This is a genomic window from Sphingobium sp. KKT206 (assembly GCF_055640555.1).
Map to the genome: position 1 here is coordinate 1,225,781 of NZ_CM145764.1, position 18,295 is coordinate 1,244,075.

Below are 18,295 nucleotides of genomic sequence, written 5' to 3' on the forward strand. Positions count from 1 at the left end.
TCAGGAAATGAAGCTGTAGAAAGCGGTGAAGAAGGCGCAGAAGCTCAGTCCAAACAGCTTCCAGTCGCTATCGTCGTCCACCGTGCGCGCTTTGCTCTTGGGCATCTTATCCATGACGCGCAGCACATGGGCGGGGAGGCTCTGGCGAAAGGGGTGCCGGGCCGATTCTGTGGTGAGGACGAGGGTTCGGTTTCTCATGATGTTGGGTTAACGCATTATTTACCATTTGTGCCATCGCTTATGACGGCCAATTTGCGCCTGTCCCGCTGCGGGACAGGCTTGACTGTATCATCTGAATAACACAGCATGGCCGCACCGATGACCGAGTCCGCCCCCGCCGAACCGCCAGCGCCGCCCCGCGAATTCGGTGCCGGGCCGCCCAGCGCCTTTGCTCCGCCCACGCCATGGCGGCGACGGTTGCAGATCGTGGGCTGGATCATGGCGGCGGGCCTCGCCTTGCTGATGATCGCCATCGCCTGGCTCGCGATCACCGCGCCGCTGTCGCAATCGCTCAAGCCCATCGCCCCGCCCAGCCTCAGCCTGATGTCGGCGGATGGCCATCTCATCGCCCGGCGCGGCGCGGTGATCGATACGCCGGTGACGATGGCGGACCTCCCCGCCCATGTGCCCCAGGCGTTCATGGCGATCGAGGATCGCCGCTTCGCCAGCCATTGGGGCATCGACCCGCGCGGCATCGCGCGCGCGGCCTGGCATAATCTCTGGTCGGACGGCTCGTCGCAGGGCGGCAGCACGATCACCCAGCAGCTCGCCAAGGGCGTGTTCCTGTCGAGCGACCGCACCATGGGGCGCAAGGCGCGCGAAGCGATGATCGCGCTCTGGCTGGAGGCCTGGTTGACCAAGGACCAGATCATGGAACGCTATCTGTCGAACGTCTATTTCGGCGATAATGTCTATGGCCTGCGCGCCGCCGCCCGCCATTATTTCAATCGCTCGCCCGACCGCCTCACCATCCCGCAGGCCGCGATGCTGGCAGGGTTGCTCAAAGCCCCCTCGCGCCTCGCGCCCACCAGCAACCTCAAGGGCGCGCGCACCCGCGCCGCGCTGGTGACGCAGGCGATGGTCGATGCGGGCTATCTGACCCAGGCAGAGCGCAACGCCCTGCCGCCTGCCCGCCTCAACGTCCATGATGTGCCCGACGCCACCACCGGCACCTATTTCGCCGACTGGGTGCTGCCCCAGGCGCGCGACCGGGCGGGCGCGGTCTATGGTGAGCAGAAGATCGAAACGACGCTCGACTGGCGCATCCAGCGCCTCGCCGAAGCTGCCGTCCGCCGTGCGCCTTTGGGCGGCGCACAGGCCGCGCTCGTCGCAATGAAGCCCGACGGCAGCGTCGTCGCCATGGTCGGCGGCAAGAATTACGGCAAGAGCAGCTTCAATCGCGCGGTGCAAGCGAAGCGCCAGCCCGGATCGACCTTCAAGCTGTTCGTCTATCTCGCCGCCTTCCGCGCGGGCATGACACCCGAAGACATGATCGACGACACGCCGATCACCACCGGCAGCTATCGTCCGGCCAATCATGGCGGCAAATATCGCGGCCGCATCAGCCTGCGTCAGGCCTTCGCCGCGTCAAGCAATGTCGCCGCCATCCGCCTCACGCAAAAGGTCGGCGTCGATGCCGTAATCAAGGTCGCGCGCGACCTGGGCATCACCGCGCCCTTGACCGAGGATTTGAGCCTCGCGCTCGGCACGTCGGAAATCCCGCTGATCGAACTGGCCGAAGCCTATGCGGCGGTCGCGGCCGGGGCCTATCCCGTCCTCGCCCATGGCCTGCCGCCCGAAGAACGGGGCTGGTTCGAACGGCTGATGGAGCGCCAGCGCTCCTTCGATGACGACGAACTGGCGATGATCCGCGACCTGCTTTCTTCCGCCGCCAATCGCGGCACGGGCAGCGCGGCCGCCCTGCGCACCAGCACCTTCGGCAAGACCGGCACGACGCAGGACAGCCGCGACGCCATTTTCGTGGGCTATGCGGGCGGCCTGGTCACCGCCGTCTGGGTCGGCAATGACGATAACAAGCCGCTACCCGGCGGCGCAGCAGGCGGCGGCATGCCCGCGCGCATCTGGCGCAACTTCATGAGCGGCGCGATCAACGAACCGGTCGCGGATGCGCCCGAAGAAACCCAGGACGCTGACCTCGTCAACGCCATCGCCAACATCACGGTGGAAACCGGCATCGGCAATGTCGGCGTGGGCGTCGATGAGGACGGGATGACTGTCAACATCGGCGGCAGTCAGATCCGCCTGCCTATCGACGAACCTGCCCCCGGCGTGCCCGACACCCTTCCGCCGCCGACCGTCCCCACAAGGCCGGACAGCGAAGCGGACAATGTCCCATGATGACCTGAACTAGCGCCGTCCCGCCAGATAGTCGTTCAACACCTCATGGAAATAGCGAACCCGCGTTTCCTGCGCGCTGAGGTAAGCGTCGCCATAGCCGCGCGAATGCATTCCCCGCTGCATCCCTTCGGCCAGCATCATGTCCTGATAGACGATCTGCCCCTCAATCTCCGGTACGCCCCGGCCATTGTCGAAATCACGCCAAAGCATGTCCGCTTCGCTGAACGGTTGTGGTCCCGCCATGATCGATTCCACCTGCGTCTGCCCCGCCACCGGAAAGGCCATGCACCATAGATCGAAGGTGCATTTGCCCGGATCATCGGCATGGGGTTCGGTGCGGAAGAACAGGATATTGTCGGGCAGGAAGGAAATGGTGACATTGGGGAAGATCACCGTATGCGGACTGTCCGTGATCTGCTCATCATCCATATGTTCATAATGGAGATAGCCCCGCTCCCGCCATAGCCGCCGCTTGGCCGCCTTGAGGTCCAGCCAGCCCTGCATCGCCTTGGTCTCATAGTCCGGGTAGCTGTCCGGGTCGATGTCCCACTGGCGCAGGATATGGTCGAACGGATGCGGCACGCCATCGGGCAGCCGGTCGCTGAGCGATGGCCGCATCGGCTGAACCGTGCGTCCATGGCCTGCTGGATACATTTCATGCCGGGCGGTATCGACATCCTGGTCGATCCATGGCGGCACCTGCGGATGAGCGGTCCGGGTGTGATAGCTTTCGGAAAAATTGTCGGTCGCAAACTTCCAGTTGGTGTTGAGGTTGATCTTCATCCAGAACACCCGGACGCCCGTGTCCATCGGGTAATTTTTGTAAAGCTCCGGCATCGGCGCAAGATAGTCGAGCAGGTCGGGCGCGGTATCGTCCATCGTGTACCAGACGAACCCGCCCCAGATAGCGCAGCGCAGTTCCCTCAGCTTCAACTTGCCGCAGGGATTGCCCTGGGGGAAATCATGCGGGTCCTGGGCATATTGGAGCACGCCGTCCTTGCCCCATTTCCAGCCATGATAGGGACAGGTGAACGCCTCGGCAAAAGCGCTGCCATCGGTCAGGCGCATGCCGCGATGCCCGCAGGCATTGTAGAAGGCCTTGATGCTACCGTCGTCCTGCCGGATGCAGATGACGCTTTCATGCCGGAAGTCGTGGACGACATAGTCGCCCGGCTCCTCCAGTTCCGCCGTGCGCCCCGCGACATGCCAGATCCGGGTCCACAGATGGTCCCATTCCTGCTGCATGAATTCGCGACTGGTATAGCGGTCGCCGCTGATCGGATCACCGCGCAGCGCGGCGGGATCGCGACCGTCCATGGTCAGCGGATGAATGGCGGGCTGGTCCATGCTGCTCTCTCCTGCTGGCATTCTTGAACTCAAGGGATAGGCGTCATGGCCTGCCTCGTCGCCTTGCACTTCTGTCAGGCGGCGCGGGCTGGCACTTGTCGCAGGTGGGGCGGGACGATGTTCGACCGCATAAGAGCGCGCTATAATCGATGGGAGATGGTCACATGGACGGCGTCGAGACATTGCTGGCGATCGAGGCGATCAAACAGCTCAAGGCCCGCTATTTCCGCTTGATGGACAATAAGGACTGGGCCGGATTGCGCGACGTCTTCTGTGACGACGCCCTGTTCGACGCACGCGCATCACTCAGTATCGACGGTAAAGGCGACGAAGGCCGGGCGGCGGAAAGCAATGATTGGGTCTATGAGGGCGGCGACACCATCATCGCCTTCATCCAGGCCGCGATCGGAACCCAACGCACGGTCCATCATGGCCATTGTCACGAGGTCGAGATCATCGGTCCCGATGATGCGCGCGGTGTGATCGCGATGGAGGACCAGATTTGGGACGAAAACGGCACCAGCATGACCCTACATGGCTGCGGCCATTATCATGAAGACTATAAGCGGGTGGACGGCCGCTGGCGCATCCACCGCTCGCGCATTTCACGACTGCAGGTGACGATCGGAGGCTGAGTCCTTAGCCGATCATCATCAGGCTGGCATTGCCCCCTGCCGCCGTCGTGTTGATCGAGGTGGAGACTTCCTCCAGCAGCCAGTCGAGGCAATAGCCATCTGCTGTCTCTGCATGGACCGGCACGATCCGGCCGGGCAGATCGGCGGCGGCCTGGACCGCAGCGGTGACGCGCTCGGCGTCTCCCTCGACCAATATCGCGGCAATGGGCGCATTGGCCTCTGCCGTGAAGCGCGCAGCCACCTCCGGCGGCAGGCTTGGCGGGACCGTCATGCCCTGCACCGTCGCGCTGTTGCCGGTGGCAAGGATCGCGGCCATCTGCCGGAACAGTCCGGCACGGGTAGCAGGGCGCAGCAGCATGGTCCCACGCGGATGGAGGGTGTAGAGATTGCGCTCGCCGACCGGCCCCGGAAGCGTCATTTCGGCAGCCAGCGCCGACGCATCGCCTGCCCGGCGCGCCTCGCTCGCGGCCTCGCCATAACCCTGCGCATCAAGCCAGTCGGCAAAGGCGTGGAGCGGCGTTTGCAGGCGGCTGACGCGCGCCGCCAGAACCGGCGGCGTGGTGACCAGCCGCCCCAGATAAAGCGGCCCGCCTGCCTTTGGCCCGGTGCCCGACAGGCCACAGCCACCAAAGGGCTGAACCCCGACGATCGCGCCGATGACGTTGCGATTGATATAGATATTGCCGACCTTCACCCGGCGCGTGACCCGCGCGACCGTTTCATCGAGCCGAGTGTGCAGCCCGAAGGTCAGGCCGTAGCCGGTGGCGTTGATCGCATCGACCAGCGCATCCAATCCGTCGCGACGAAAGCGCAAGACATGCAGGACCGGACCGAAGACTTCGCGGTCCAGGTCGGTCAGGCTGTCGATCTCGATGATGGTCGGCGCAACGAAGGTGCCGTGCGCGGTTTCGGGCGGCAGCGGGCGTTGATCCACCGTCCGTCCGATCGCCCGCATCGCGTCGATATGGGCGTTGATGCCCGCTTGGGCTTCGGCCGTGATGACCGGGCCGATATCGACCTTGAGCGCATCGGTGCGGCCAAGGCTGAGTTCGGCGAGCGCGCCCTTGAGCATCGTCAGCGTGCGATCGGCGACATCCTCCTGCAGGCACAGGACGCGCAGCGCCGAGCAGCGCTGGCCCGCGCTGTCGAAGGCCGAGGCGATGACGTCGGCCACAACCTGTTCGGCGAGCGCCGACGAGTCCACGATCATGGCATTTTGCCCACCGGTTTCGGCGATCAATGGGATCGGCCTGCCCTGCGGCGACAGGCGGGTGGCAAGCTGGCGCTGGATCAGGCGCGCGACCTCGGTCGATCCGGTGAACATAACGGCCCCGGTTTGCGGCGCGGCGACGAGCGCGGCACCGATCGCGCCATCCCCCGGCAAAAGCTGGAGTGCGTCGGTCGGCACGCCCGCAGCATGGAGCAGGCGAACGGCCTCGGCGGCGATGAGCGGGGTTTCCTCGGCGGGTTTTGCCAGGACGGCATTGCCCGCGACCAGCGCGGCGGCGACTTGGCCGGTGAAGATCGCCAGCGGGAAGTTCCACGGGCTGATGCAGGTGATCACGCCGAGCGGTTGCTGCTGCGGGCCGAAGGTCGTGCGGGCCTGCTGCGCATAATAGCGTAGAAAATCGATCGCCTCCCGCACTTCGGCGATGGCGTTGGGGATGGACTTGCCCGCTTCGCGGACGATGAGGCCGAGCAGGATCGGCATCCGCGCCTGCATCGCGTCGGCCGTGCGATCAAGCGTGGCGGCGCGATCAGCAACCGGCGTGTTGCGCCAGAGCGATGCGGCCGCCCGGATCGCTGCGGCGCGGGCATCGTCCACCGTTGCTTCGACCACGGTGCCGACGATATCGCGATGATCGGCCGGGTTGCGGACAGGCTGCCCCTCGCCCGCCCCGCCTTCCGGGGCGGCGGTCCAGTCCAGCGTCGCGCTATGCTGGAGCGCTTGCGTCAGGCTCGCCAAGGCTTTTTCATCGCTGAGGTCGATGCCATCTGAGTTGCGGCGGTCGGGGAAGATAGCGGCAGGCAGCGCAATTTGATCATGACGGGCGCCGGGGTTGGGCATGGCGCGGACGGTATCGACGGGGTCGGCGATCATCTCGTCCACCGACACGGCCGGATCCGCGATGCGGTTGACGAAGCTGCTGTTCGCGCCATTTTCGAGCAGGCGGCGGACGAGATAGGCGAGCAAGGTCTCATGCGTGCCGACCGGCGCGTAGATGCGACACGGGCGATCCAGCTTGCCTGCGCCGACCACCTGTTCGTAGAGCGGTTCGCCCATGCCGTGGAGGCACTGAAACTCATAGGTGCCGATGCTGAAATCCGGCCCGGCCATCGCATGGATGGTGGCGAGCGTCTGCGCATTATGGGTGGCGAATTGCGGGAAGACCGCGTCCTTGGCGGCGAGCAGTTTTTGCGCGCAGGCGATATAGGCGATGTCGGTATGGAGCTTGCGGGTATAGACCGGAAAGTCGGCGAGACCATCGACCTGCGCGCGCTTGATCTCCGCGTCCCAATAGGCGCCTTTGACCAGGCGGACCATGATGCGGCGATCGGCGCGGCGAGCAAGGTCTATGATCCAGTCCATGACGAAGGGGCAACGCTTGCCATAGGCCTGGACCACAAAGCCAAGCCCGTTCCAGTCGAAGAGAGCAGGATGCAGCGCCAGGCTTTCGAGCAGGTCGAGCGACAGGTCGAGCCGGTCGGCTTCCTCCGCGTCGATGTTGAAACCGATATTATAGCTTTTGGCGAGCACGGCGAGTTGCTGCACGCGGGGCAGAAGCTCGGCCATGACGCGGTCGGCCTGCGCGCGGGCATAGCGCGGGTGTAGCGCGGACAGCTTGATCGAAATGCCGGGACCGGCATAGACGCCGCGCTTGGCCGACGCCTTGCCGATGGCATGGATCGCCTGTTCATAATCGGCATAATAGCGGGCTGCGTCGTCCGCCGTCGTCGCCGCTTCGCCCAGCATGTCATAGCTATAGGCGAACCCCTTGGCCTCCATCACCTTGGCGCGCTTGAGCGCTTCCTTGATGGTTTCGCCGGTGACGAACTGTTCGCCCATCATCCGCATGGCGAGGTCGACGCCGCGCCGGATGACCGGCTCGCCCGCGCGTGCGACGAGGCGCGTCAGCGCTGCGCCAAGGCCGCGATCATCGACGCTGCCGACCAGCTTGCCGGTGACCACCAGCCCCCAGGTGGCGGCGTTGACGAACAGCGACTTATCGGTGCCCAGATGCGAGCCCCAGTCGCCGTCGGCGATCTTGTCGCGGATCAGCGCGTCGCGGGTCGCAGCATCGGGGATGCGGAGCAGCGCTTCGGCAAGGCACATCAGCGCGACGCCCTCCTGGCTGGACAGCGCATATTCCTGCACCAGGCCTTCGACGCCGGTGCCTTTTTGGTTAGCGCGCAGGGCCGTGACGAGCTTGTGAGCCGTTTCCCGCGCTGAGGCGCGGGTCGCATCGGGCAGTGTCGCCGCTGCGATCAACGGGGCGAGCGCCTCGGCTTCATCGCGGCGATAGGCGTCAGTGATCGCCTGCCGCAACGGAGATTGGGCGCGGATGGCAGGAGCGAAGGCGGCAAAGGGGGGCTGGACGGTCATACCGTGCATCATATCGCATATGATGGCGCCGATCTGCCTTATCAGGTCGTTTTGTATGGCGGATGTGACTTATTCATGCCTCTCTGTTAGGCAGCAATGATGGATAAAGCCGCCTCAACAGTCGATCTGGACGAATTCGACCGCAAGATCATCGCCGCTCTGGTGGAAGACGGCCGCATGACGGTGACCGATCTGGCGGCGCTGGTCGGCCTGTCCAAGACGCCGTGCCAGGTGCGGCTGAAACGGTTGATCGAAACCGGCGTGATTCATGGGTTCCGCGCGATTGTCGATCCGGCCAAGCTGGGGATGGACCATGTCGCCTTTGCCGAGGTCAAGCTGAGCGATACGCGCGAAGCGGCGCTGCATGAGTTCAACATGGCGGTGCGGCGGATCGCGGAAGTCGAAGAATGCCATATGATCGCGAGCAGCTTCGACTATCTGCTCAAGGTGCGGACGGCGGATATTCGGCGCTATCGCATGGTGATGGGCGAGAAGATTTCCGCCCTGCCCCATGTCGCCAGCACCTCCACCTTCGTTGCGATGGAGACGGTGCTGGATGCCGGGGGACGGCGGAAATAACCGCTGCCGGTCAGTCGAACATATCCAGCGCGATCGCGTCGCCCATCGCCCGATAGCCGCGCGGCGACGGGTGAAGCGCGTCGCCACTGTCATAGGCGGGCGCCAAGCGGTCGGGCCGTGCCGGGTCGCGGGTCGTGGCATCGAAATCGATTACCGCGTCGAAATTGCCGGGTTGCCTGATCCAGGCGTTGACGGCTTGGCGGTCGGCCTCATTCTGGGCGTCGGCGTGATAATAATCATTGCCGACGAAGGGCATGATGGTCGCGCCGATCACCTTGATCCCTTTGGCACGGGCGCGGGCGATGATCTGGCGATAGGCACCGATGATGCGGGCGACATGGGCCTGATGCGCGGCGGTGCCGACGGGGGCTTCGCGGGTGAGCGTGCCGAGATCGTTGATCCCTTCAAGCAGGATGAGATGGGTGACGCCGGGCTGCGCCAACACGTCGCGGTCGAGCCGGGCGAGCGCGTTGGGACCAAGGCCATCGTCGAGCAGCCGGTTGCCGCCGATCCCCTGATTGACGATCGCGATATGGCGGCGCTTTAGATCGGCCTGCAGTCGTTCGGCCAGCCGGTCGGTCCAGCGATCATTGCCGTTGGTGGTGCTGTTCTTGCCGTCGGTGATCGAGTCGCCCAGCGCGACGATGAGCTGGGCGGGGGCGCAGCGTTCGACTTCGAGTGCGGCTAGGTTGAACCAATGATCGAAACTCGCGGCCCCGGCAAATTGCGGGTCGGACAGATGATCGCCGGGCAGATGCCAGGAGGTGGCGCGCGAGCCGGGATGCGATGTCTGTTCGGGGTCGGCGGCGGCGTAGCGGATCGAGATGGCGAGCGTGTCGAGCGCCTTGGCTGACAGCGTGACCGGGTCGGACAGATAGTCGGCGCCGGGCGGGATGATAACGTCGGGTTTGCCATCGAAGCGGAGCGCGATTCGGGTGGCGGGATCGATGGTGGGGGCGGCGGAACTGATGGCGCGGGCGATGCTGGCACCCAGGATGGGGAGCGGCCGGGTGCCGGCGAGGTTGGACAGGCGGACACGGACGCGATCGCCACTGACCGAGGGGCGGACGACCTGACGCAGGGTCTGGTTCGCCAGCGTGCCGGGCGGGAGCGCGGCGTCGCCGGTGGGGCGGAATTGGGACGAGGCCCAGCCCGCGACCCAGGTCGGCGTGCAGCTTTTCGCATGGGCGGGCACGACGGCCAAGGCAGTGGCGATGCAGGCCAAGCGGACAGCGACCCGTACACTGGTTGAGGCTTTTTGCGGGAGGCGACGGGTCATGGTTCAGCCCTGATGGCGGCGCTATCGACGGTCTGATAGCGCGGGATGATGAGGTGGATGATGGCGAGCGCGACGAGATAGGTGCAGGAGGCGACGGCGAAGATGGGACCGTAGCTGCCGACGGTTTCGAGGATGACCCCGGCGAACTTGGCCATCATCATGCCGCCGATCGCACCGGCCAGGCCACCGAGGCCGACGACTGACCCGGCCATCCAGCGCGGGAAGACGTCGCCCGGCAAAGCGTACAGGTTGGCGGAGAAGCCTTGATGCCCGGCGCAAGCAAGCCCAATTAGCGCAACCGCTACCCACATATTGGGTGCTTGCGTGGCAAAGGCGATGGGGACGGCGCAGAGCGCGGCGAGCAGCATCGCGGTTTTGCGTCCGCGATTGATGCTCCAGCCGCTGCCGATGAAGCGCGACGACGCCCAGCCGCCCGCGACCGACCCGACATCGGCCAGCAGATAGACGGCGATCAGCGGCGGGCCGAAGTCGAGCATCTTGACGCCATATTGTTTGTTGAAGAAATCGGGCAGCCAGAAGAGGAAGGTCCACCAGACCGGATCGATCAGGAAGCGCCCGGCCATATAGGCCCAGGTCTGGCGCAGGCGGAACAGCGTCGCCCATTTGACCGGGCGTTGCGGTTCGACGGGATCGGTTTCGATCCAGGCCAGTTCTTCGGCGGTGAGGCTCTTCTTCTCGCGCGGGCTGCGGTAGAAGCTGAGCCAGGCGACGAGCCATATGACCGTCAGCAGCCCGGTGAGGATGAAGGCCCAGCGCCAGCCCAATGTGACGGCGATGATCGGGACGATCAGCGGGGTCAGGATCGCGCCGACATTGGACCCGGCGTTGAAGATGCCGATCGCGAAGGCGCGTTCCTTCTTGGGGAACCATTCATTGGTCGCGGCGATGGCGGCGGGGAACGTCCCCCCCTCGCCGATCGCGAGCGGGATGCGCGCGAGCAACATGCCCGCGGTCGAGGTGAAGAAGATGTGCGCGACATGGCCGATCGTCCATAGCGACACGGCCAGCGTATAGCCGGCCCGCGCGCCGATCTTGTCGATCAGGCGGCCGAAAAAGACGTAGGAAATGCCATAGCCCGCCTGAAACCAGATGGCGAGATCGGCATAGCCGCTCTCGCTCCAGTCATAGCGCGCCTGAAGATCGGGCTTGAGCGTCGGCAGGACGAGGCGATCGACATAGCTCAGCACCACGGCGAAGAAGAGCAGCGCGCAGACGATCCAGCGGACTTTGCCGGAGGGTTTGGGGATGTCGGTCATTGCGCGCTCCTAAGAGGGTTCGTCATTCCCGCGTAGGCGGGAACCCATCTCCCGACCTTGCGCCTGGGGATAGCGACGGAGATGGATCCCCGCCTTCGCGGGGATGACGATGATAAGGTCACCAGTTGAACATCGTGCCGTCTTCCAGCCGGTTCACTGGCAGGAAGGCGCGCTTGTATTCGTACTTGGCGGCCAGTTCTTCGTCGATGTCGACGCCAAGGCCCGGTGCTTCGCCGGGATGCATCGCCCCGTCGGCGAAGGTATAGGCGTGGGGGAAGACCGCGTCGGTTTCGGGCGTGTGGCGCATATATTCCTGTACGCCGAAATTGGGGACGCTCAGATCAAAGTGCAGCGCGGCGGCCATGCAGACCGGCGACAGATCGGTCGCGCCGTGGCAGCCAGTGCGGACCTGATAGAGATCGGCGAGGTTCGCGATCTTGCGCAGGTGGCTGATGCCGCCGGCATGGACCACGGTGGCGCGGATATAGTCGATCAGCTGGTTTTCGATCAGTTCGCGGCAGTCGTGGATGGAGTTGAAGATTTCGCCCACCGCCAGCGGCGTGGTGGTGTGCTGGCGGATCAGCTTGAACGCTTCCTGATTTTCCGCGGGCGTCGCATCCTCCAGCCAGAAGGGGCGATAGGGTTCGAGATCCTTGCCCAGACGGCCCGCTTCGACCGGCGTCAGGCGATGATGGATGTCATGCAGCAGGTGGACGTCCCAGCCGAGCGCTTCGCGCGCGGCTTTGAACAATTCGGGCACGACGCGCATATATTTGGAGGTGTTCCAGACATTTTCGGTCGGCAGGTCAGCGTCGGCGGGTTCGTAGAAATATTTGTCCTTGCTGACGCCATAGGTGGACGCCATGCCGGGCACGCCGCACTGGATGCGGATCGCTTTGTAACCCTGCCGCTGATAATCGAGCGCGACCGCCACCGTATCCTCGATCGTGGTGCCGTTGGCATGGCCATAGACCATCACATTTTCGCGGCTGGCTCCGCCGAGCAATTGATAGACCGGCAGGCCCGCCAGCTTGCCCTTGATATCCCAGAGCGCGGTATCGACGGCGGCGATGGCCGACATGGTGACCGGGCCGCGCCGCCAATAGGCGCCCTTGTAGAGATATTGCCAGATATCCTCGATCCGGTGCGCATCCCGGCCGATCAGGCAGGGGATGACATGGTCCTGCAAATAGCTGGCCACCGCCAGTTCGCGGCCGTTGAGCGTCGCATCGCCAAGGCCATAGACACCGTCTTCGGTGATGATCTTCAAGGTGACGAAATTGCGGCCGGGGCAGGTGACGATGACCCTGGCATCAAGGATTTTAGGCATGTGCGTGGTCCTGTTCAGAGGATTTCGAGCGTGACGGTCTGGAGATTTTCGCTGTCCGGCCCGACCATGATGTCGAACAGGCCGGGTTCGACCACTTCGTCCATGTCGAGATTCCACAGCGCGAAAGCATCCGGGCCGAGCGGCAGGCGCACGGTTCGGCTCTCGCCGGGCGCGAGGGTGATGCGTTCGAAGCCTTTGAGTTGCTTGATCGGGCGAGTGACGCTGGCGACCTGGTCGCGGACGTAGAGTTGGACGACTTCGTCCCCTGCCCTGTCGCCCACATTGCGGACATCGACCTCGACCGTCACCTGCCCGCCTATGCCGATGCGCGACGCGGACAGGCGGGGTTTGCCAAATTCAAAGCGGGTGTAGCTGAGGCCATATCCGAACGGAAAGAGCGGCGTGTTTTCTGCGAACAGATAGCCCCGGCTGGCCGATGGCTTGCGGTTATAGAAGATCGGGATCTGGCCCTCATCCCGTGCGACGCTAACGGGCAGTTTGGCGCCAGGATTGACGTCGCCGAAGAGAATGTCGGCGATCGCCGTGCCGCCCTCCTGCCCCGGATACCAGCATTCGAGCAGCGCGTTCGCGCCTTCGACAACGGTGGGATAGCTGGGCGGGCGGCCGTTGATGGCGCAGACGATGACGGGCTTGCCGGTGGCCTTCATCGCCAGGAACAACGCATTCTGTTCGCCGAGCAGGTCGAGGCTGGTGCGGTCGCCGAGATGGTTCTTGGCAAAGCCTTCGCGGCTGGTCTGTTCGGTGTCGCCGATCGCGAGGATGATGACATCGGCGCTGTTCGCCACCTCGACCGCCTGGGCGATCAAGGCGCGGTTCTTGGCGGGGTCGGCGAGCAGCACGTCGTCGGCCGAGCGATCCTCGCTCTGGGTGATGAACACGCCCTGGGCATGGACCACCTGCGTCTTGCCCTTGAGCTTGGCCTCTATGCCTTCAAGCAGCGACACTTCCTGGCGCGGGATCGAGGAATAGCCGCCAAGGCGCGCGACGGCGGCATTGGGGCCGATGACGGCGACGCGCTTGTGTGTGCCCGCCGTCAGGGGCAGCGTGCCGTCATTTTTGAGCAGCGCGATCGACTTGTGCGCGGCCTTCAAAGCGAGGGCGCGCGCTTCGGCATTGCCGGTCAGCGCTTCAAAGTCCTTACGCGGCCAGGGATTCTCGAACAGGCCGGCGCGGAATTTGAGCGTCAACATGCGGCGCACGGCCATATCGACCGCTTCGACCGGCACCTTGCCAGCGCGCACCTGGCTCACCAGCGTCCGATAGGTCAGGCCATCGGGCAATTCGCAATCCACCCCGGCGCGCAGCGCGGCGCGCGCCGATGCTTCGGGGTCGGATTGGACATGGTGGATGGTGTCGAGTTCGTGGACCGCGCCATAATCGCTGACCACCGCGCCGTCGAAATGCCATTCGCCGCGCAGGATGTCGCCGAGCAGCCATTGGCTTTGGTGGCTGGGGACGCCATCAATCTCATTATAGCTGGGCATGACGGCGGCGATGCCAGTGCGGCGGACGACTTCGCGGAAGGGCGGGAAGAAATTCTCGCGCAATTCGCGTTCGGAGATGGACGCGGGCGCGATATTCTGGCCGCTTTGGGGCTGGCCATGGCCGGTCATATGTTTGAGCGTCGCCATGACCTTGTCCGGGCCGAGCTGCTTGCTTTCGCCTTGCAGGCCCAGCACGGCGGCGACGCCCATTTCGCCGCACAGATAAGGGTCTTCGCCAAAAGTTTCCTCGATCCGGCCCCAGCGCGGATCACGGGCGATATCGACTACCGGGGACAGAGCGAGATGCACGCCGCGCGCGCGGACTTCGCGGGCGGTGACGGATTGGATGTCGTGCATGAGCTGGCGGTCGAAACTGCCCGCCAGGCCGATCGCCATCGGGAAGCTGGTCGCCTCGGTCGCCATATAGCCGTGCAGCGATTCTTCATGGAAGAGGACGGGGATGCCGAGTCGGGTTTCCTCGATCGCCCATTTCTGGATCGCGGTGATGAAGGCGACGGTGTCCGCCGGGGTGCGCCAGCGCGCGCCGACGCCGCCCGCCTGTTGCGAGCCATCGGGCGCGCCGCGCTTGTCGGACGGGCGGGTAATCTGGCCAAAGCTCGCGGGATAAGCCTGGCTCGCCTTGGCCGGGGAGAAGGTCAGGCCATCCATGATGTCGGCCTTGGTCGCCCATAGCGCGATGATCTGACCGACTTTCTCCTCCAGCGTCATGCGGGCGAGCAGGTCGCGGACGCGCAGGTCGATCGGCGCGGTCGCATCCTTGTAGAGCGGGCCGGTTTTCTTCGCGGCGATGGCCGGGGTAGCGGCGACGAACGAGCTGGACGCGAGCAGGCCGAGCGCCTGGCGACGGGCAAAGGCCATGGTCATCGCGCCGTCAGGACGATGGAAATCGTCGCCCGTTTCGCTATTGTGCGGGGATGGGTCATGATGCGCCTCTCCAATTTTACCGAGCTGTCACGTTTCTGCTTGCCGGATTATCGCTGATAGCGTTACCATTGGTAAGACAAGTCGCGATTGTCAATGCCCGATAACGGGCTGGCGACGCCGACGCGATGGAGAGGAAGACATGATCGCGCGCCTGATTTGCTGGATGATGGCTATGGCCATGACGGTCCTGACGCCCGTGGCGATGGCCGAGGATGGCTATGATCTCTGGCTGCGCTATGCGCGGGTGGACGGGGCGGCGGCAGCGCGGATTGCGGCCCATGCTAGCGTGATCACCGCGCCCGGCGACAGCGCGACGATGCAGATCATCAGGGACGAATTGCAGCGCGGCGTCACCGGTATGACCGGTACGGCCCCGATGATAGCGGATAGCATGCGTCCGGGTGCGCTGTGGCTGGCGACGCCGGAGACGGCCCCTGCCCTGCCGCTCCCATTGGAGGGGTTGGGCCAGGAGGGCTATGCGATCCGGTCGATCCGGGTCGAGGGCAAGCCGGTCACGCTGATCGCCGCGAACAGCGACAGCGGGTTGCTGCATGGCGCATTCCATTGGCTGCGGCTGGCGCAGTCGGACGCGGCGCTCGATGCGATCGATATACGCAGCGCGCCGCGCATCGGCCTGCGCCTGCTCAACCATTGGGACAATCTGGATGGCACGGTGGAGCGCGGCTATTCGGGATCGTCGATCTGGGACTGGTGGCGGCTGCCCGACTGGAAAGGGCCGCGCTATAGCGACTATGCCCGCGCCAATGCGTCGATCGGCATCAACGGCACCGTCCTCAACAATGTGAATGCCAAGTCGGACAGCCTGACCGCGCCCTATATCGCCAAGGCCGCCGCGCTGGCGGATGTGTTCCGGCCCTATGGGATCAAGGTCTATCTGTCGGTCAAATGGACCGCGCCGATGGAGTTGGATGGGCTCAAGACCGCCGATCCGCTCGATCCGACCGTTGCCGCCTGGTGGAAGGCCAAGGCCGACGAGATTTACGCGGCGATCCCCGATTTCGGCGGCTTCCTGGTCAAGGCCAATAGCGAGGGGCAACCGGGTCCGCAGGATTATAAGCGCACCCATGCCGATGGCGCAAACATGCTCGCCGCAGCGGTGAAGCCGCACGGCGGGATCGTGATGTGGCGCGCCTTCGTCTATGCCCATGATAATCCCGACGATCGCGCCAAGCAGGCCTATGCCGACTTCAAGCCGCTGGACGGGCAATTTGCCGACAATGTCATCGTGCAGGTCAAGAATGGCGCGATCGATTTTCAGCCGCGCGAGCCTTTCCATCCGCTGTTCGGGGCAATGCCCAAGACACCGTTGATGATGGAATTCCAGATCACCAAGGAATATCTGGGGCAATCGACGCATCTGACCTATTTGGGGCCGTTGTTCGAAGAGACGCTGAAAAGCGATACCTTCGCCAAGGGCAAGGGATCGACGGTTGCCAAGGTGATCGACGGGTCGCTGGACGGGCATAGGCTGACCGGGATTGCGGGCGTCGCCAATATCGGCACGGATCGCGACTGGAGCGGGTCGATCTTCAACCAGGCGGACTGGTATGCGTTCGGGCGGATGGCCTGGAACCCGGACCTGACCGCCGATGCGGTGGCGCGCGAATGGGCGGCGCTGACCTTCACGCCCGACAAGGCGGTAGTGGAACCCGTGGTCGCGATGATGATGGGATCGCGCGAGGCGGCGGTGGACTATATGACGCCGCTTGGCCTGGCCCATGTCATGGACACCGGCCACCATTATGGACCCGGTCCCTGGGTATCGGAACTGGCGCGGCCGGAATGGAACCCGGTCTATTATCACAAGGCGGATGCGACCGGCATCGGCTTTGACCGGACGAGGAGCGGGAGCAATGCCATCGCTCAATATGCGGCGCCGCTGGCCAAGCGGTTCGCTAATCCGCGCACCACGCCGGAGCGGGACTTGCTGTGGTTCCATCATCTGCCCTGGGACTATCGCTTGGCATCAGGCGAGACGCTGTGGGATGGGATGGTCCAGCGCTATGACCGGGGCGTTGCCTATGTTGCGGGGATGCGCGCGACGTGGGACGAACTGCGCCCGATGATCGATGCGGAGCGCTTTGCGCAGACGCAGACCTTCCTTTCGATTCAGCAAAAGGAGGCGCAATGGTGGCGCGACGCAAGCATCGCCTATTTCCAGTCGATCGCCAAGCGGCCCCTGCCCGACGGGGCTGCGCCGCCGCCAGAGACGCTGGAGGCCTATAAAATGCGGAAATTCCCCTATGCGCCCGGCAATCCGTGATTTTTCGCTTTAATCCGGCGGGGTGATGTCGCTACCACTCCGGCGACATCATTACCGACCCGAAAGCACCCCGCATTGACCGACACCCGATCCTCCCGCCGTCAGCGCAATGCCCCAACGATCAACGATGTGGCGCGCCACGCCGGGGTGTCGCCCATGACGGTGTCGCGCGTCATCAATGGCGAGCAGGTGGTGCGGCCGGCGACCAAGGCGAAGGTCGATGCCGCCATCATCGCGCTCAACTATGCGCCGAGCGCCGCCGCGCGCAGCCTGGCGGGAGGCGATGAACTGCGGATCGGCCTGCTCTACAGCAACCCGTCCTCCTCTTATCTGAGCGAATTTCTGGTCGGCAGCCTGGACCAGGCGAGCCGCAGCGGCGTCGACCTGGTCGTGGAGAAATGGGACGAGCAGACGTCGGTGAAGGCGGTGGTCGACCATCTGCTGCGCGGGCGGATCAACGGCGTCATCCTGCCGCCGCCACTCTGCGACCTGGAGGAAATGGTGGCGGCGTTGAAGGCCGCCGATATTCCCGCCGTGGCGGTTGCGACCGGCCGGGCACCCGGCGACCTGGCCGCGGTCAGCATCGACGATTTTCAGGCCGCCTATGAAATGACGCGCCACCTGATCACGCTCGGCCATTCGCGCATTGGCTTCGTCAAGGGCAACCCCAACCAGACCGCCAGCGGCAAGCGGTTCGAGGGCTATCTCGCGGCGCTGAGCGAAGCGAACCTGCCGGTGTTGGATGAACTGATCGCGCAGGGCTATTTCACCTATCGCTCCGGGCTGGACGCGGCCGAACAGATATTGTCGCTGCTCGATCCACCCACCGCCATCTTTGCCAGCAATGACGATATGGCGGCGGCCACCGTGGCGATCGCGCATCGCAGCGGGCTGGACGTGCCGGGCGACCTGACGGTGTGCGGGTTCGATGACACGTCGCTTGCCACCACCATCTGGCCCGAACTGACCACCATCCGCCAGCCGATCAGCGCCATGTCGCGCGCGGCGGTCGAGGTGTTGGTGCGGTTGCTGAAAGGACGGCGCGGAGCCGAGATGGCGTCCGAGCATCTGGTGCTGGCGCATAAGCTGGTGCGGCGGCAGTCGGATGCAGCACCCCGGATGCGGCCCAGGTTGGGCGTGCGATAACGGCCT

General features: G+C 64.6%; 12 protein-coding genes. 5 read left to right on the top strand and 7 right to left on the bottom strand.

The window, feature by feature from the left end; translation table 11 throughout:
- Complete coding sequence (locus tag ACZ2HM_RS05695) at nt 1-198, bottom strand: hypothetical protein (protein ID WP_037476610.1); 198 nt, start codon at nt 196-198, stop codon at nt 1-3.
- 108 nt (nt 199-306) lie between these two features.
- On the opposite strand from ACZ2HM_RS05695, the gene ACZ2HM_RS05700 reads away from it, so the two are divergent.
- Complete coding sequence (locus tag ACZ2HM_RS05700) at nt 307-2,358, top strand: transglycosylase domain-containing protein (RefSeq protein WP_470426461.1); 2,052 nt, start codon at nt 307-309, stop codon at nt 2,356-2,358.
- A 9-nt stretch (nt 2,359-2,367) separates the two neighbouring features.
- Here ACZ2HM_RS05700 and ACZ2HM_RS05705 read toward each other — a convergent pair whose 3' ends face one another.
- Nucleotides 2,368-3,705, bottom strand: coding sequence for an aromatic ring-hydroxylating oxygenase subunit alpha (locus ACZ2HM_RS05705; RefSeq protein WP_470426462.1), 1,338 nt, complete (start codon nt 3,703-3,705; stop codon nt 2,368-2,370).
- Nucleotides 3,706-3,869: 164 nt separating this feature from the next.
- Here ACZ2HM_RS05705 and ACZ2HM_RS05710 point away from each other — a divergent pair, with 164 nt between their 5' ends.
- The gene (locus tag ACZ2HM_RS05710; protein ID WP_470426463.1) at nt 3,870-4,340 is read left to right on the top strand and encodes a nuclear transport factor 2 family protein; all 471 of its coding nucleotides are present in this window, start codon (nt 3,870-3,872) and stop codon (nt 4,338-4,340) included.
- 4 nt (nt 4,341-4,344) lie between these two features.
- Here ACZ2HM_RS05710 and putA read toward each other — a convergent pair whose 3' ends face one another.
- Entirely contained in the window at nt 4,345-7,944 is a 3,600-nt protein-coding gene (gene putA, locus ACZ2HM_RS05715; RefSeq protein WP_470426464.1) for a trifunctional transcriptional regulator/proline dehydrogenase/L-glutamate gamma-semialdehyde dehydrogenase, read from the bottom strand.
- A 99-nt stretch (nt 7,945-8,043) separates the two neighbouring features.
- Between putA and ACZ2HM_RS05720 the strand changes: the two genes are divergently transcribed.
- Nucleotides 8,044-8,523, top strand: a complete 480-nt coding sequence (locus ACZ2HM_RS05720; RefSeq protein ID WP_037478016.1) for an Lrp/AsnC family transcriptional regulator — start codon at nt 8,044-8,046, stop codon at nt 8,521-8,523.
- A 10-nt stretch (nt 8,524-8,533) separates the two neighbouring features.
- Here ACZ2HM_RS05720 and ACZ2HM_RS05725 read toward each other — a convergent pair whose 3' ends face one another.
- The 4 genes from ACZ2HM_RS05725 to ACZ2HM_RS05740 all read right to left on the bottom strand — a co-directional run bounded on the left by ACZ2HM_RS05725 (nt 8,534) and on the right by ACZ2HM_RS05740 (nt 14,799).
- Entirely contained in the window at nt 8,534-9,802 is a 1,269-nt protein-coding gene (locus ACZ2HM_RS05725) for an SGNH/GDSL hydrolase family protein (protein WP_470426465.1), read from the bottom strand.
- Nucleotides 9,799-11,079, bottom strand: coding sequence for an MFS transporter (locus ACZ2HM_RS05730; RefSeq protein ID WP_470426466.1), 1,281 nt, complete (start codon nt 11,077-11,079; stop codon nt 9,799-9,801). Before ACZ2HM_RS05730 ends, ACZ2HM_RS05725 begins: the two co-directional genes overlap by 4 nt.
- 118 nt (nt 11,080-11,197) lie before the next feature.
- Complete coding sequence (gene manD / locus ACZ2HM_RS05735) at nt 11,198-12,409, bottom strand: D-mannonate dehydratase ManD (protein ID WP_470426467.1); 1,212 nt, start codon at nt 12,407-12,409, stop codon at nt 11,198-11,200.
- 14 nt (nt 12,410-12,423) lie between these two features.
- On the bottom strand, nt 12,424-14,799 hold the full coding sequence (locus ACZ2HM_RS05740) for a glycoside hydrolase family 3 N-terminal domain-containing protein (RefSeq protein ID WP_470426468.1): 2,376 nt from the start codon (nt 14,797-14,799) through the stop codon (nt 12,424-12,426).
- A gap of 199 nt (nt 14,800-14,998) precedes the next feature.
- On the opposite strand from ACZ2HM_RS05740, the gene ACZ2HM_RS05745 reads away from it, so the two are divergent.
- Together ACZ2HM_RS05745 and ACZ2HM_RS05750 are read left to right on the top strand one after the other, a co-directional pair.
- The gene (locus ACZ2HM_RS05745; RefSeq protein WP_470426469.1) at nt 14,999-17,143 is read left to right on the top strand and encodes an alpha-glucuronidase family glycosyl hydrolase; all 2,145 of its coding nucleotides are present in this window, start codon (nt 14,999-15,001) and stop codon (nt 17,141-17,143) included.
- Between the two features lie 75 nt (nt 17,144-17,218).
- Nucleotides 17,219-18,289 (top strand): LacI family DNA-binding transcriptional regulator, encoded by a 1,071-nt coding sequence (locus tag ACZ2HM_RS05750; RefSeq protein ID WP_069066580.1) that lies wholly within the window; start codon nt 17,219-17,221, stop codon nt 18,287-18,289.
- Nucleotides 18,290-18,295 lie beyond the last annotated feature (6 nt).

Coding starts and splice junctions, on each gene's coding strand:
- putA (WP_470426464.1), bottom strand. CDS start 7,944: ATGACCGTCCAGCCCCCCTTTGCCGCCTTCGCTCCTGCCATCCGCGCC.
- ACZ2HM_RS05725 (WP_470426465.1), bottom strand. CDS start 9,802: ATGACCCGTCGCCTCCCGCAAAAAGCCTCAACCAGTGTACGGGTCGCT.
- ACZ2HM_RS05745 (WP_470426469.1), top strand. CDS start 14,999: ATGATCGCGCGCCTGATTTGCTGGATGATGGCTATGGCCATGACGGTC.
- ACZ2HM_RS05695 (WP_037476610.1), bottom strand. CDS start 198: ATGAGAAACCGAACCCTCGTCCTCACCACAGAATCGGCCCGGCACCCC.
- ACZ2HM_RS05730 (WP_470426466.1), bottom strand. CDS start 11,079: ATGACCGACATCCCCAAACCCTCCGGCAAAGTCCGCTGGATCGTCTGC.
- manD (WP_470426467.1), bottom strand. CDS start 12,409: ATGCCTAAAATCCTTGATGCCAGGGTCATCGTCACCTGCCCCGGCCGC.
- ACZ2HM_RS05705 (WP_470426462.1), bottom strand. CDS start 3,705: ATGGACCAGCCCGCCATTCATCCGCTGACCATGGACGGTCGCGATCCC.
- ACZ2HM_RS05720 (WP_037478016.1), top strand. CDS start 8,044: ATGGATAAAGCCGCCTCAACAGTCGATCTGGACGAATTCGACCGCAAG.
- ACZ2HM_RS05740 (WP_470426468.1), bottom strand. CDS start 14,799: ATGACCATGGCCTTTGCCCGTCGCCAGGCGCTCGGCCTGCTCGCGTCC.
- ACZ2HM_RS05710 (WP_470426463.1), top strand. CDS start 3,870: ATGGACGGCGTCGAGACATTGCTGGCGATCGAGGCGATCAAACAGCTC.
- ACZ2HM_RS05700 (WP_470426461.1), top strand. CDS start 307: ATGGCCGCACCGATGACCGAGTCCGCCCCCGCCGAACCGCCAGCGCCG.